Annotated in this window: 10 protein-coding genes; 3 read left to right on the top strand and 7 right to left on the bottom strand. The window is 34.4% G+C overall.

Going from position 1 to position 15,787, the window contains the following annotated elements; all coding sequences use genetic code 11:
- Positions 1-101: 101 nt before the first annotated feature.
- The 7 genes from IRZ99_RS06930 to IRZ99_RS06960 all read right to left on the bottom strand — a co-directional run bounded on the left by IRZ99_RS06930 (position 102) and on the right by IRZ99_RS06960 (position 11,411).
- On the bottom strand, positions 102-1,265 hold the full coding sequence (locus tag IRZ99_RS06930; protein ID WP_194656571.1) for a FecR family protein: 1,164 nt from the start codon (positions 1,263-1,265) through the stop codon (positions 102-104).
- Positions 1,266-1,399: 134 nt separating this feature from the next.
- Positions 1,400-1,948, bottom strand: coding sequence for an RNA polymerase sigma-70 factor (locus tag IRZ99_RS06935; RefSeq protein WP_194656572.1), 549 nt, complete (start codon positions 1,946-1,948; stop codon positions 1,400-1,402).
- Between the two features lie 1,191 nt (positions 1,949-3,139).
- Positions 3,140-5,491 carry a GH92 family glycosyl hydrolase gene (locus tag IRZ99_RS06940; protein WP_194656573.1) on the bottom strand — a complete coding sequence of 784 codons (2,352 nt, stop codon included), beginning with the start codon at positions 5,489-5,491 and terminating at the stop codon, positions 3,140-3,142.
- Positions 5,492-5,531: 40 nt separating this feature from the next.
- Positions 5,532-6,353: an alpha/beta hydrolase family protein gene (locus tag IRZ99_RS06945; RefSeq protein ID WP_194656574.1), complete on the bottom strand. Its 822-nt coding sequence runs from the start codon at positions 6,351-6,353 to the stop codon at positions 5,532-5,534.
- Between the two features lie 64 nt (positions 6,354-6,417).
- Positions 6,418-8,967, bottom strand: a complete 2,550-nt coding sequence (locus IRZ99_RS06950) for a beta-L-arabinofuranosidase domain-containing protein (RefSeq protein WP_194656575.1) — start codon at positions 8,965-8,967, stop codon at positions 6,418-6,420.
- Between the two features lie 131 nt (positions 8,968-9,098).
- A complete protein-coding gene (locus IRZ99_RS06955; RefSeq protein WP_228519037.1) occupies positions 9,099-10,235 on the bottom strand; it encodes an aldose epimerase family protein in 1,137 nt (378 codons plus the stop codon).
- A gap of 33 nt (positions 10,236-10,268) precedes the next feature.
- Positions 10,269-11,411, bottom strand: coding sequence for a glycoside hydrolase family 76 protein (locus IRZ99_RS06960; protein ID WP_194656576.1), 1,143 nt, complete (start codon positions 11,409-11,411; stop codon positions 10,269-10,271).
- 726 nt (positions 11,412-12,137) lie between these two features.
- Here IRZ99_RS06960 and IRZ99_RS06965 point away from each other — a divergent pair.
- From IRZ99_RS06965 to IRZ99_RS06975, 3 genes are read left to right on the top strand one after another with little or no spacing between them, the layout of a single operon-like run.
- Positions 12,138-12,698: a gluconate 2-dehydrogenase subunit 3 family protein gene (locus IRZ99_RS06965; protein WP_194656577.1), complete on the top strand. Its 561-nt coding sequence runs from the start codon at positions 12,138-12,140 to the stop codon at positions 12,696-12,698.
- 41 nt (positions 12,699-12,739) lie between these two features.
- On the top strand, positions 12,740-14,443 hold the full coding sequence (locus tag IRZ99_RS06970) for a GMC oxidoreductase (RefSeq protein ID WP_072973413.1): 1,704 nt from the start codon (positions 12,740-12,742) through the stop codon (positions 14,441-14,443).
- Positions 14,444-14,461: 18 nt separating this feature from the next.
- Positions 14,462-15,616 carry a Gfo/Idh/MocA family protein gene (locus tag IRZ99_RS06975; protein WP_228519038.1) on the top strand — a complete coding sequence of 385 codons (1,155 nt, stop codon included), beginning with the start codon at positions 14,462-14,464 and terminating at the stop codon, positions 15,614-15,616.
- Positions 15,617-15,787: the final 171 nt, after the last annotated feature.

The following is a 15,787-nucleotide window of genomic DNA, read 5'->3' on the forward strand; positions in this document are numbered from 1 at the left end:
AATTTGTTTTGGTTATTGGTTAATTTGATTAATTACTGGCCGCCTAGGGGAAAGTTAGGTTTGTATTTTGCAGATCCGAGCCGCTTTTCCCTTTACATTTTTTAATTAAATGTTATTGTCTTGTCTTTTATTTCATATGGGATCTTGTTAGTTTTATTTATTATTGTTAAGATTTCTTCTATTTTTTGATTTTTATCTAATATTCCATTAAATGTGATTTTCTCAAGATTCTTATTCTTGAAAACTACATCCACGTCATACCATCTTGAGAGTACTTTCATAATATCCTTAAGCGTCATATCCTGAAAAGTAAAAACTCCTTCTTTCCAAGAAATTGCATTATACACATCTACCCTGTTCATAACCACATTATGACTTGAACGGTTTAAAACAGCCTGATCACTTGGCTCCAAGATTCTCGACACAACACTATTTGATAAATTAATTTTGCCTTCTACCAAAGTTGTCAAGATATTGTTTTCATCCTGATAGGCTTTTATATTAAATTCGGTTCCTAAAACTTCCACGTTTTGGCCTGCAGTTGCAACATCGAAACGAGCTCCCTTATGTGCAGTACTTGGTGAGATATCGAAATACGCTTCTCCATACACCAGCTCAACCTGTCTTGTCTCTCCTTCTTTAAAACTGGTTGGAAATTTTAACTGTGATTCAGAATTTAACCAAACCTGCGAACCGTCAGGAAGCTTTATAAAAAATTGTCCGCCTCTTGGGATAGTAAGATAATTGAAACCAATTGTATTCTTTGAAGATGGGGCATTATCATATATTATTTCCTTGCCGTTACTATGAACATTGTTCGAATTGTATTTTTGCCCTTTTTCTAAAATTACAGTCTGTCCATTTGCCAATACCAGTGTTGCTTTATCGGTACCTGGCACAATTGTAGCTTTCACTATTGTTGATTCTGACTTCTCAGATTCAAATGATAATTCACCTTTGGTAAAATAAAATGTTGCACAAAATAATACGACAGATGCTGCTGCTGCATATCTCCAAAAAACCAGTTTGCGCACAGGAGTGTCTATCTTTTGTTGTATTTTTTCCCATCCTTTCTTTTTGTTAACTTTTGAAAGTTGCTGAGCACGTTCTTTAAGTAGGTCAGGCTTGGTTATATTTTGCAAAATATAGTGCTTGTCTTTTTCCTCAAAAAGATCGGACTCATGAAGCGACTTTGGCTCTTCACCTTTTAGTAGTGACGAAGCAATCTGATTTGAAAGGTTTACTATTTTATTAAAAATGGTCATCTTATGGAAGGTATTTTATACTAAGACGACAAAAACTAAACAGGGGGTTAAAAAAAAATGACTTTTTTTTTAAAGTATTTTACTTAAAGGTTAAATATTCGCAACGAAATCAAAAATTACTTACACAAAAGTCATTAATTTCTGATTTCAAATATAAATGCAAGCAGGACAAAATAGTCTTTTAACAGGGGTTTAAGACGTTTGTAGGCAATTTTCTTTTGAGCTTTTATTGTGTTTAGGGAAATGCTCAACTCTTCTGAAATTTCTAAACTAGTCATTCCTTTCATACTCATTTTTATAATTTGAGCACATTTTTTAGGAAGCGTACTTATGGCTTTCTCTAGTATAATTGATGTTTCTGAGATAACCACTTCACGAAGAAAAAAAGGATCTGTCTCCCAATCTGCAATATCTTCTTTTACAAGTGACTGTGTTGATTTAACATATTTACTTTTAAGGTAGTCAAGAGAGCGATTTTTTACAGAAGTATACAAATATGATTTTACTGTATTTTCATTCTGAAATTCTACTTTATCTTCCCATATTTTAATAAAAACCTCTTGTACTATGTCTTCTGAAATCTCGAGGCTTTCTACATATTTATTGGAAAATAAACATAACGAAGAGTACATAGTATCAAATATACTTTTATACTCTTTTAATGTTAAAGCATGTATTTCCATATTTTCCGTAGAAGTGTTTTAAAGCCTGATAAGTTATTTTAATATTAACTTTCGTTTACTTTTTTAATTAGGTGCTAAGATATTACAAAATATTAATTTCAAAATTTAAGCCCTCTAATTTAGCTCAGTGACTAAAAAAACAGATTTACATAATTATATAATTAATAAAATAACATTATCAAAATGTAGATTTTAAATTAATTACTACTCTGAATTAAGATTGTATTAAAATATCGCATCATTTTAATTTTTACTATGTCTATATTTTTTTTCTATTTTTTTCTACATTTCTTCGAATTTTAAAAAATTCCAAGTAAAATATGTGAGTAAAAGATTAAAAAAATGCCTGTTCAAATTTGAAATATCTATCCCTACTACGGATTTGTCGCGCATTTAATGTAAAAAAAATAACAGTTTAACAATATCATTTTCAACTTACATTAGCTAAAAAAACAAATTAATTGATCGAAAGCATAATTTATGTATCATTTCTCACTTAAATAAATGATTATAGAATCTAGTATTTTCAAATATATTTGTAATACAAAAAAAAGAATAATACTACTGTCTGTTAATTAGTTAGTATTTTAATTTTTGTGATGATTTAATATTGAAAAATTGAAATTTGAATTGGGTGCAGAATCGGTGCATTAGGTTCAAGACATTTATAAAAACGTAGCAAAGACGGGATCTCAGCACATAAAGTTCGAATCCTGCTCTGAATCTAAATTTAAAATATAAAAAAATCTCTAAATCAAATATATTTCATAATTTTGCTACAACCACTGGATTAATGTGTTCTTAAAAAAGATGTTATACAGTTTAACAACTCCACATTCTAATTTAAAATTCAAGGTTTGTTTGTTAATATTTTGCGATATTTTGTTCAGATCTGTACCTTAATTGTACCTCAAGATCTGTGAACCTCAGTAAATACTGGACTTCTAATTTCTGCATCGGAAAATAGCAGGATATAATTAGGCAAAATAGCAACAAATAAACGAGTTAAAGCATTTATATATAATACTTTAACTCGATTTTTAATTCCTTTTTCTTTTGGATATTATGGAAGGTTTTGATTAAATTTTTACCTCGAAAATGTGAGGTAAAAATAATATTTTTTTGCCCAATTATGGTACATAGCGTATGGAATTAACAGCATAAAAATGCATTTTTTTTTGCTGAAAAAATTTAGTTAGACCATTTTTGACTTGGCTTTTCATCTACAACCATTTTTATAATTCCACCCTTTTTGATGTCTTCCAGACTTATTTTTAAATTCTTTAAATCTGCATCGTTAAACTTAGCTTCTTGCAGATAAACATTCTTTTTAGAATTATTAGCTACCTGAATTGTAAAGTCTTTTCTGTTCAATGATTTTGGTAATTTAATCGTTACCTTATCAAACATCGGACTGCTTATCTGGTAGGACGGATTTATCTCGGTAAGACCTTTAACATCAAACAAACCAATAGATGACATTACGTACCACGATCCTAATTGTCCCTGATCTTCATCTTGCCCGTAACCATAACCATGAATTCCTTCGGTTCCATAAAATTCATCACAAATAGCATGTACCCATTTTTGAGTTAAATAGGGTTTCCCGGAAAAATTGAACAACCATGAAATATGTAAATTAGGCTGATTTCCATGATTATAGAGTCCTGACAATCCTGCAAACGCATCAATTTTAGTACCGCCTCCGAATACATTTTTTTGAGAAGCTTCGAAAATCTTTTCTAATCGGTCATTAAAAGTATCTTTACCAAGCGTTTGTACCAATTCTTCTATATCGTGAGGAACGTAAAAAGTATATTGCCATGCATTTCCTTCCTGAAAACCTCTCCAGGGTTGCGCAGGATCAAAATTATCGACAAATTTTCCATTGGCATATTTAGGGCGTATAAATTTGCTTTCTTTATCGTACAATAATTTCCAGCCTTTGGATAATTTTATTAATTGCTCGTAGTCCTTAGTTTTTCCCAATGATTTTGCAAATTGTGCCACTGCAAAAGCACTGTAGGAATATTCTAATGTATGGGATGCTGAAAATCCTGAACCTTCCGTAATAGTATTAAAACCGATATCGTCTATTTGCGGTGAGTAGCCATGTTCTATAAATTGCTTCACATCCATTTTTCCAGCACCTTCAATCCTATCTTTCCAGGTAATTTCATTTTTTAATGCTGCTTCATAACCTAGCGTAACATCAAAATTTTGAATACCCGAATTATAAGCCGAAGCAATTGCTAATCCTGTAAAATTTGTACCAACACCCGAAACATATTTACTGTTTGCGAGTCCGTCACCAAGCCAGCCGGCATCCTTATAAACAAGTAGCTGACCCTGTACCCAATCAGCATAATAATCCGGATATGCCAGGGCCCATAATTGTGTTAAATTCCAGAATCCTCCCCAAATTGCATCTGTATTGTAACAATTGTGCTTAGGAATTCCGTTGTTATCTAAAGGTATTTGTCCAATTTTCCCATTATTCATTGGATAAGCTCCATTGACATCATTGTATAATCCTCTTCCCAAAAGCGCATGATATAAGCCTGTATAGAATTTAATTTTATCTGTTTCATTTTTCCCTTCAACAGTAATTCTTCCTAAATATTCATTCCATGTAGATAATGCTTCTTTTTTTGCCTTATCAAAATTGGTGTTTTTAGCCTCGGAATTTAAATTTAAGCGGGCATTAGCAATTGAAGTATAAGAAAGTCCAACTTTTACCGTAATTGTTTCATTCTCTTTGGTATCAAAAGTTAAGTATAAACCAGCTCCAACTCCGGAAATCTCTTTTTTGGCAGCTTGTGTCTCTTGCTTATTAAATACACCAAAAGCTTTCGGTTTCTTATCCAGTATGGCAGAAAAATACATGGCAACTTCGGCACCAGCCTGATATTTTTTTACATATTCAGGATTGGTAATTACATATCCTTCAATACGACCATCTTCGGTCATCATTACTTTTGATTCTTTTACTGCGCCACTTTCACCCTGCCTGTTTCCTATATCAAAAATAATATGAGATTCACTTGATTTTGGAAAAGTATAACGCTGAAAACCTACTCTTTTTGTAGCAGTAAGTTCTGCCTTTATCTTATAATCTTTTAGTAAAACCGAATAATATCCGGAAGTCCCATATTCCTCTTTTCTGTCAAATCGGGAACGATAACCTTCATCCGGATTTTCAAGACTTCCTGGAATTGTTTGTAATTTGCCTACAGAAGGTGCAAGGACTATTCCTCCAACCTGAAATTCATGCAGACAGGCAAAGCCCTCAATAGAAGTGTCACGATCATCATAACCTGTTGCTTCCCAACCTTGCTCATTACCATAGTGAGCATTAGTAGAAGGTGCTAATTTTGCCAATCCAAAAGGCACTGCGGCCGGGGTATAAAAAAACCATCTGCTATGCGCTGTACCTATGTTTGGATTTACGTAATCGGATAGTTTTTTTTGTTCTTTTTGGCAATAAGCTGTATTGAAAATAAAACATGTACTGATAAGCACTATTTTTAAAATCTTTTTCATTATAGAATATATTTTAGGTAATTTATTTTTTAGTTAATGATTATAAAGCACTCTTTGAAAAGAAGTTATAAAAAAATAGTAATTGAAACTTTATGGCATTATTCCAATAATTCCAATCATGGGATCCAGGGCGGCTGATAAAATCATGTGGAATATTTCTGCGCCTTAATTCTTCATCCAGATTTTTATTTACCTGATAAAAAAAATCTTCCGTTCCACAATCAATTAGCAACGATAAACCGTTTGGCTTATACAAATTCAATAAATTTATCACTGTATTTTTTTCCCAATTTTCAGGATGTTCTGAATACTTTCCGAGACGTAAAGAGAGATCCCAATTATCAGGAAATGGGCGAATATCAACTCCTCCACTCATGCTTCCGGCAGCGCCAAAAACATCCTGACGACGCAATGCTAAATAAAGTGCTCCGTGCCCGCCCATGCTCAAACCGCATATGGCGCGGCCTTTACTATTTTTGATTGTTTTATAATTTTTGTCTATCCAGCTTATCAACTCGTTAGAAATATAGGTTTCATATTTCATTTTGCTATCAACTGGACTATCAAAATACCAGCTGCTAAATCCTCCGTCAGCACATACAATTATTATGTTATAACGATCCGCCCAGTTTTCAATTCCATGCATTTTGTCAACATACGCTTTATAGTTGTCACTAAAGCCGTGCAATAGATAAACAACCGGAAATTCTTTTCCTTTTGAATAAGTGTCAGGTGTAATTACTACAGCTTTGATCTGTTTATTCATCGAAGTGCTGAATGTCTGAACAGTATCAACAACCGCCGCTTTCAACAGACTGCTTGTACAAAGTATAAATAGGAAAAGTAAATTTTTGAGCTTCATTATTATTAATTTTAAAATGATTTTATCCACATGTTTTTTAATTCAAAAACACTTCACCAGCTACCTATTTGATTGCCTTTGCTTTTAAACTCATTACTTCAATATTGTCTACCGTTGTCAATGCGTTGTAAGCTCTTAAGCCAATACAGCCTTCTGCAAATTCGCTGTCAGTAGCTGTAATAACCGGCTTTTTATCGCCATTAACAAACACCTCAAACTTGTTACCGACAGCAGTGATTTTCAGTTTATAATTCTCCTTCAGTTTTAAGGAATATTTTGCCGAAGCAATTACAATCCATTTCCCATTACTTGACTTCCCTAACTGAACCGTTCCCGTTTCAGCATTTAGTCCAAGGTAATATCCTTTGTAGGCTTCAGAACCTATGGCAGGATCGGTGACTCTGAATACGAATCCTGCATCGCCCGCTGTATTTACCGCTATATCCGCATTATAAACAAAGTCTGAAAATTTAGTTGCCGTCGCAATAATCATAGTGCCATTTCCAGATCGCCCGTCTTCATTTGAAGCACATTGAATGGTGTTGTCTTTATAAAACCATGCGCCTCCATAAATAACTAAATCTTTTATCGGATGATTATCAAAGTTTTCTTTGTAACGGTCTGTTATAAAATTTGGTTTTCCGATTGTTGGAAAAATGCTTAGTCGCAAGCTTTCTGAACCAAATGGAACTAAAGTAATTTCCTTTGCAGGTTCATTGGAACTGACCGGGCTATAAGGCACATCGAACGCTGCTGTTTTATTATAATCCAAAGTCCAGAAAGGTATCTGTTTTGCCTTAACTTTCAATTTCACAGGTGTGACATCCTGAACAAATGGATTCTCAGGCATAGCGCTTTTTACTACGGCAATATTGCTATCAATTGATTGGTTATTCAGTACTAACCCGTAATTCCACGGAGACGCCGGAGTAATCTCTGTCTCATAAAATCCTTTTACATCAAACTCCTTTACATTTTTCTGTGACTCTTGGATTTCAAGTGCATACACAAGTGGACCACGTTCAATACTTACTGCATTGTTAACTTGTTTTTTAACAGCGATATGCATCGGAAAGTCAAGAACAATTTTATCTCCATTGCTCCAGTTTCTGTTAATTATAATCATCTTTCCGGCCTTAACATCTGATAAAAGTTTTCCATTTACTCGTATCTGTGGTTTTACACACCAGGAAGGAACTCTTAAAGTTAAAGGAAAAGAGACCGATTTATCTAAAGACATATTCAAACGAATTTGCTCTTCAAAAGGATAGTTAGTGTCTTCATCAATTTTCACTACTGCATTATTCCCGACTTTAGCGTTAACCTCCATCGGACCATATGCTGTTACTGCTAAACCTCCGTCAGGTGTCGCAACCCAGCTATTCTTAACAAAATAAGGCCATCCCATATGCATATTATACCTACAGCACTGAAATCCTGAGTATGGGCTGGGCACGATACCATTATGGTAATCCTGATTGAACCCATGTGGTCCCGGAAGGTTTTGCACCTGATTTGGCAACGTATAATAAGTATGATTTTTTAAGTCTTTGCCGAACTGTGCAGGAAGCGCATTAAAGGCCGCCTTTTCAAGCTGATCTCCAATTTGAGCATTGTGAATAATACGCGAAGCCGTTTCTAAGCTTTGCATCCATTCTACAACAGTACATGTTTCAATTCCCTGCACTGAGCTTTTACCTGACAAACGCTCGGTACCAGCTGCAATTCCATGTGGCTGCCCATGTTCTGATAAAAGATGTTTAATACCATTTTGCAAAGCATCTTCATAATAAGAAGAAGCATCAATCTGAGAATAGACCGGAGAAAATTTTAAGGCCTGAGCAACATTAACCATATGTTTAGGCTGATAATCATTTCCAAAATAATCAAACTGATTTTTATTAAATATGTCCGCCCATGGATAGGACTGTTCTTTTAACTTGTTAGCAAGATCCAATAAAAACTTTTCTCCGGTTTTATTGTAAACCCATAAAGCTATTTCTATATTATCACCAGCTCTGGATTTACCCCATTCCTTTAATGGATCGGCATCCAGATTATCCAACTCATATTTTAAGTACTTTGATAAAAAAGGCAAAACTCTATTGTCATTAGTAGCTTCGTAGTAGGACTGCAGCGCATACATAAACGGCATTCTTGGCCACCAGTCTTTCATATTTTTCGGTCCAAATAAACCATTTTCCTGCTGCTTATTCAACGTGTAATCGATCCATTTCTGCGCCTTTTTCTTTAGTGAAGCGTCATCTAAAGTATATGCCAAAGCAACAAGTCCTTTAAGATAATAAGGGGCTTTTTCCCAACTTTTGCCCGTTCCTCCAAGCCAGTCAGCATCGCTACCAAGATCATCCTTGCCGGGATACAATTCTTCTGCATGACCAGTAAAACCATCTCTTTGCAATTCAAGCTGTTTAAGAAGCCAGCCTTTTGCTTTTATACTTCCTAAAGGCAGCTGCGCATATACATTTTGTTTTAGAGGAGCACGATTGAAGTTATATAAATCCGACTGCAGTTTTTGCGAAAAGCCATCATTTATAATAGAAGAACCTAATGATAACAGTATTAACAATAGGAATATAGTTTTATTATTTTTCATGTTTTCAATCTTAATTTAATATCGTTTTACTAAATCGGCAGCTGTCACTATTAATCATAAAGGCACTATCAAAAAGTGATGTACAAATTCATCATTCCAATTTGGCGTTGACAATGAAAAGACGAGGCATATTACTTCCTAACAAGAAACTTATAAATGGTCTGAGACGTAAAAGTTTCATTTGGTCGTACTACAGTATTTGGAAAAGCTGGCGTATTAATGGAATTTGGATAATGTTGTGTTTCTAAACAGAAGGCTCCATTTTTAGTATAAGGTACACCATTACGTCCTTTTACTTTTTCACTCAGCCAATTTCCAGAATAAAAGACCACGCCCGGCTCGGTGGTGTAAACTTCTAATTCTCTTCCGCTTACTGGTTCGTAAGCTTTTGCTGCTAAAGCTAATTTGCCTGTTTGGTTTCGTAAAGTAAAAGTTACATCGTAACCGTGCGTATATTGCTGTACTTTTTCTATTTCCTTTCCTATTGTTTTGGCTGAAGTAAAATCAAATGGGGTATTTTTCACTTCCAGAATCTTTCCGGTTGGCATACTACCGTCTCCGTATTCCAAAAATTGATCCGCCAGAACGGTTAATTCTGTATTTAATGCTTTGCTGTCTTGTCCGCCAGAAAGATTGAAATAAGTGTGGTTCGTTAACACAAGCGGAGTTGCTTTATCAGTAGTTGCTTTGTAATCAATAACCAAATCATTATTATTTTTGAGTGTAAAAGTCACCGTAACCAATAAGTTACCAGGAAAACCTTCTTCTCCATCTTTGCTTAAATAAGTCATTTCAACAGCAAGTTCATTCTTTTTTGATATTTCTTTGCCTTTCCAAACGCGTTTATCAAAACCATTTACACCGCCGTGAATGTCTGATGACAGCGTATATTCTTGACCGTCAAGCGTGAATTTCTTATTTGAAATTCGATTAGCAACACGACCAACAGTTGACCCCATCAGGGAATTATCTTTACCTGCATATTGAGAAAGCGAATCGAAACCCAATACCACACTGCTCATTTTACCTTTTTTATCAGGTGTTACAATATTGGTAATTGCTGCTCCATACGTAATTAATTGAACCTGCATCCCTATCTTATTTTGCAAGGTATATTGAAAAACATCTTGTCCCTGAACCTGCCCGATTTGCTCTTTACTGATAAAAGATTTTTTAGCAGCATTCGAATTTTGAGAAAATACATTCTCCGTTACTAAACAGGTTAACGATAAAAAAAACAGAAAAACAATCAATTGCAATTTATTCATGATATTTTTATTTTGTATAAAACGTCTATAACATTATTTTTTAGCCGCTAGATTATAGTGGTCTTGCAGATAAGCAAATCGAGCCAAAATCTCAAGCATTCCGCCGTGTTCTACTAAATTATATACACCATCATTTCCTGTAAACAATCCTTTTTCATTTTTGTTTTCCTTCAGGACATTGTCCAGACACTTTTTAAATCCGGAGATGTATTTTAAATCTTTATTATATTTTAAAAGATGCTGATACCCACGCAATAACACGGCATTAAACCAGTAACCGTCTCTAAATTTATCACCTGAATAAAAATAGGCCAACGAACTGTCTGCAATTTTATTCGCTCTTTCCAAATACTTTTTATCACCTGTGATTTCATATAAATAAACATTTGACTGAAGCATTGTACCTGAATTATAAGAAAACACGGCTTCGCCAATACTACCATCTTTTACTTTTATATTATCATAAAATAAACCTGTAGGTGTTTGTAGTTTTTCATACGTCCAGTTATATATTTTTACAGCATTTTCAAGGTAAACTTTGTCTTTTGTTGCTTTGTACATTTTAAGTGCAACAATAATTCCTGGTCCGTTTGAACAGGTGTTTTTCGTTTCAAAATCATTTTCTCTCCAGTACAATCCACCTCCAAGCGCATTGTCCGATGCTGTCATCATAAAATCATACATTGACTTTCCTAAATCAAAGTAAGCTTTATTTCCAGTTCTTTCGTAAATATCCAAACTGGTTATACCAATCCATTGGTTGTCATCATAATATCTTTGTCCTTTGCTAAGATTTACGATATACTCTCCATATCCCGGTTTTGGCGGAGCCGGATCGTAATACGGTTGCATACTTTTGAAAATATTATCAACTAAAGCTGCTTTCTTGTCTACTTTTTCAATTTCATTTGTAGCTTCAAACATAGCGCAAAGTGCCCATAACCAGCTATACTCTCTTTTGTGTCCAAATTTTGTTTCTCTTTTTGCACGATCTAAATCGACGAAATAATAACCAGAAACGCTATCGTGAAAATTACTTTCAATTGCAGTATGAAGTTTTTCCATCTCACTTTTATAATAATTGTTCTTTGAATTATCACTTCTTCTTATTACTGCAAAACTCGAAAAAAGCGCCGCTGCCACAATAAGTATTATACTCCTATTTAGTTTATTCATCTGTAAAATATTTTAATTTAGGTTTTTGATTTTATTCTTTTGACGTAAATATATAAGTACGCTTCTATTTTTAAGTTGCTGTACAAACTTACTAAATCGTTTTACTAATTAGAATTAAAATTACAGATTTGATATAATTTTTATTATAAATTTTAAATAAATTTATTTTTATTTATAATTTTATAACTAAACAATATCTTATAACGGTATAATTGCACATTTAGTAATGAAATGAGATATTTTATCCTTTCGCCATAAATACGAAATCAATTTTCTTTTTATACTTAAATTAAAGAGGAAAAGATACCTATTATATAAACAATAATAATTTATGTTTTTATATGATTACTATCTCAGGTTAGGACATTTTTTATTTAGAGAAGTTTTGGACTATTCCTTAAGAGTAATCGCACTGTTTTTTTTCAAACACAGCATAAACAGTTCAATTTATTTTAAAATAATAAGATTTTTTTGATTAAAATAACATGCTTTAAGATTTGATTTAAAAAATTAAATCTTAAAATTTTGCATTTTCCTAACTTATTATCACGAGATTGAATTTGCATTAAAAAATATTTACTAAAACGTTTTATTAAATGATAATTATAAATTTTTACCATTTATTTAATATATACAATATTAATACAACAGTTTTTTTACTATTATTGTAATTGATTGATAATTAAATTATCTTCAATAATTAATCATCCTTTTTAATATTTTATAATGGAAAGAAGAGAAGCACTTAAAAAGTTTGCTTATTTGTTGGGTGGAGCACTTTCTGCCACGACAATGGGCGTTTTATTTGAAAGTTTTACTGTATTTGACCCCCTAAACAACACGTATTCGTTTTCAGCTACAGATGAAGAAATCTTAGCTGAATTTTCAGAAATAATTTTACCAACAACTACAAACTCTCCCGGAGCGAAAGCAGCTGGAGTTGGTGCCTTTATTCCATTAGTTATAAAAGATTGTTATCCTCCGGAATTGCAACAAGTCTTTAAAAATGGATTTGATAATATGCTCGCAAAAAGTAAAACTAAATTCAACAAAGAATTCTTAAGCCTTACTAGTGAAGAAAAAAAATTATTAGTGACTGATCTGAGGCAAGAGTCTATCGATAACAACAAGGAACCTTCATTCTTTTTGATTGCCAGAGACTTAACGCTATTGGGTTATTTCTCTTCAGAAATTGGCTGTACAATCGCCAGAGAGTATTTACCGATACCGGGTAAATATGATGGTAATGTCGATTACGTTCCGGGACAAAAAGCCTGGGCAATATAAAGACAAGCCCTTTTTAATTATTAATTACTAAAAAGACATTCGTGAATATCAATACTGATCTAAAAAAGCAAAATACTTATGACGCAATTGTTATAGGTTCAGGAATAAGTGGCGGATGGGCTGCCAAAGAATTGACCCAAAAAGGCTTAAAAGTCTTAATGTTAGAACGCGGGGAAAACATCGAACACATTAAAGATTATGACTCTGCAATGAAAGCGCCTTGGGAAATTGCGTATTGCGGAAAATTGACCGAAGAACAAAAAAGAACGCATCCTGTTCAAACCAGAGATTATCCTTATACTCAGGCAAATGAAAGCTGGTGGGTAAACGATTTGGAGTGCCCGTACACAGAAGACAAACGTTTTGACTGGTACAGAGGTTTTCACGTTGGTGGAAAATCTTTAATGTGGGGACGTCAAAGCTACCGTTTTAGTGATCACAATTTTGAAGATAACCTCAAAGACGGTCATGGAAATGACTGGCCAATCCGATACAAAGATATTGCTCCATGGTATGATTATGTAGAAAAATTTGCCGGAATAAGTGGTCAAAATGAAGGTTGGGATTTACTGCCGGACGGTCAATTTTTACCTCCAATGGACATGAACTGCGTTGAAAAATCCGTAAAAGAACGTATTGAAAAGCACTATAACAAATCTCGTATTTTAACCATTGGCCGTACTGCAAACCTGACGGTACCTCATGAAGGCAGAGGAAGCTGTCAATACAGAAATTTATGCAGCAGAGGCTGTCCTTTTGGAGCTTATTTCAGTACGCAGTCTTCTACGTTGCCGGCTGCTATGGCTACAAAAAAACTAACTGTTCGACCTTATTCCATTGTCAATCATATCATTTATGATAAGGATACAAAAAAAGCTAAGGGCGTAATGGTTATTGATTCTCAGACTAACGAAACTATGGAATTTTACGCCAAAATTGTTTTTGTAAACGGTTCCACTCTAGGTTCAACATTTGTTTTATTGAATTCGACTTCTGAGGCTCATCCTAATGGTTTAGGCAATGGAAGCGGACAACTTGGACACAATTTAATGGATCACCATTTTAGATGTGGTGCTGAAGGAACCGTTGAGGGCTTTGAAGATAAATATACTTATGGACGAAGAGCCAACGGGATTTACATTCCGAGATACCAAAATTTTAAAGACGATAAAAGAGATTACTTACGTGGTTTTGGATATCAGGGAGCAGCAAGCAGAGGTAACTGGCATAAAGAAGTAGCTGAATTAGACTTTGGTGGCGATTTCAAAGAAATTTTGTCAAGACCTGCTGATTCATGGACTATGGGACTGGGCGGTTTTGGAGAAATGCTTCCGTATTACGAAAACAAAGTATATATCGATCATTCTAAAAAAGACAAATGGGGCCAACCTGTATTGGCAATCGACTGTGAATACAAAGAGAATGAAGCTAAAATGCGTGAGGATATGATGTATGATGCAGCTGAAATGCTGGAAGCCGCAGGTGTCAAAAATGTAAAAGCCTACGATAATGGTTGTTATCCTGGTATGACAATCCATGAAATGGGAACAGCGCGTATGGGGAATGACCCTAAAGACTCTGTATTGAACAAATGGAACCAAATGCATGAAGTGAGCAATGTATTTGTGACTGACGGTTCCTGCATGCCTTCAAGTGCCTGCCAGAATCCTTCGTTAACCTATATGGCGCTAACGGCCAGAGCTTGCGATTACGCTGTAAAAGAATTGAAGAAAAAAAATATATAGATCCAAGGATATTCAATTATGAGAAAATTAAAAATGGGAATGATTGGCGGTGGCAAAAATGCTTTTATCGGAGCTGTTCATCGTATCGCTGCCAACATGGATGGATTAATCGAATTGCATTGCGGTGCTTTCAGTTCTAATCCTGACGTATCCCTAGAATCGGGTAAAGAATTGGGTTTATCTGAAGATAAATGCTACGAGTCTTATACTCAAATGATAGAAACGGAAGCAAAACTCGCTCCTGAACAAAGAATGGATTTCGTTTCAATAGTAACCCCAAATCATGCCCACTTTGCTCCTGCCATGCTGGCATTAGAGAATGGTTTTCATGTTGTTTTGGACAAACCAATGACTTTAAGTCTGGCTGAAGCAAAATTATTAGAACAAAAAGTAAAAGAAACAGGGTTATATCTCTGTTTAACCCATACGTACGCCGGATATCCGATGGTAAAGCAAGCCAAAAGTCTGATAGCTGAAAATCATTTAGGAAAGATTCGAAAAATAATGGTCGAATATCCTCAGGGCTGGTTGAGTACCGACTTTGAAAACGAAGGAAATAAGCAAGCCGCCTGGAGAACAGATCCTTCTAAAAGTGGCATTAGTGGTTGTATGGGAGATATTGGAACTCATGCTGCCCATTTAGCGGAATACATTTCAGGATTGAAAATCACTCAAATTTGTGCCGATATTAATACTGTTGTAGCGAACAGAAGATTAGATGATGACGGAAATGTATTACTGAAGTTTGATAACGGTGCTAACGGAATTTTAGTGGCAAGCCAAATTGCTGCCGGTGAAGAAAACAGCTTAAAAATTAAAGTGTATGGAGAAAAAGGCGGTCTGGAATGGCATCAAATGGAACCTAATACTTTAATTGTAAAATGGCTGGACTCCCCTGCTCAGTTGTATCGTACCGGAAATGGTTATTTGTCGGCTGCCGCTGCTTTTAATACCCGAATTCCAAGCGGGCATCCGGAAGGATATTTAGAAGCATTTGGAAATTTATATAAAAATTTCGCACTGACATTACAATCAAAATTAGACGGGAAAGAACCAACAGCATTAATGCTGGATTTTCCAACCGTACAAGATGGCGTTCGGGGAATGGCTTTTATAGAAAATGTAATCGCTTCCGGAAAATCATCTGAAAAATGGACTGCTTTTAGTATCTAAGGCGCTAAGGCACTAAGATTCTGAGCTACTGATCTAAGATACCTAAATGGTAAGGTATTCCGAAAAAAAATACCGTATAAGAACAAATTGATACTAAAATGGATGTAAAATTATATTTTCTATACTCAGTACCTCAGTACCTTGGAACCTCAGTATCTTAAAAACTTAATT

It is taken from the genome of Flavobacterium sp. LC2016-12 (genome assembly GCF_015351595.1).
Lineage (GTDB): Bacteria > Bacteroidota > Bacteroidia > Flavobacteriales > Flavobacteriaceae > Flavobacterium.

Bases quoted from the DNA above. Each gene is read 5' to 3' on its own strand.
- IRZ99_RS06930 (WP_194656571.1), bottom strand. From the start codon at position 1,265: ATGACCATTTTTAATAAAATAGTAAACCTTTCAAATCAGATTGCTTCG.
- IRZ99_RS06935 (WP_194656572.1), bottom strand. From the start codon at position 1,948: ATGGAAATACATGCTTTAACATTAAAAGAGTATAAAAGTATATTTGAT.
- IRZ99_RS06940 (WP_194656573.1), bottom strand. From the start codon at position 5,491: ATGAAAAAGATTTTAAAAATAGTGCTTATCAGTACATGTTTTATTTTC.
- IRZ99_RS06945 (WP_194656574.1), bottom strand. From the start codon at position 6,353: ATGAAGCTCAAAAATTTACTTTTCCTATTTATACTTTGTACAAGCAGT.
- IRZ99_RS06950 (WP_194656575.1), bottom strand. From the start codon at position 8,967: ATGAAAAATAATAAAACTATATTCCTATTGTTAATACTGTTATCATTA.
- IRZ99_RS06955 (WP_228519037.1), bottom strand. From the start codon at position 10,235: ATGAATAAATTGCAATTGATTGTTTTTCTGTTTTTTTTATCGTTAACC.
- IRZ99_RS06960 (WP_194656576.1), bottom strand. From the start codon at position 11,411: ATGAATAAACTAAATAGGAGTATAATACTTATTGTGGCAGCGGCGCTT.
- IRZ99_RS06965 (WP_194656577.1), top strand. From the start codon at position 12,138: ATGGAAAGAAGAGAAGCACTTAAAAAGTTTGCTTATTTGTTGGGTGGA.
- IRZ99_RS06975 (WP_228519038.1), top strand. From the start codon at position 14,462: ATGAGAAAATTAAAAATGGGAATGATTGGCGGTGGCAAAAATGCTTTT.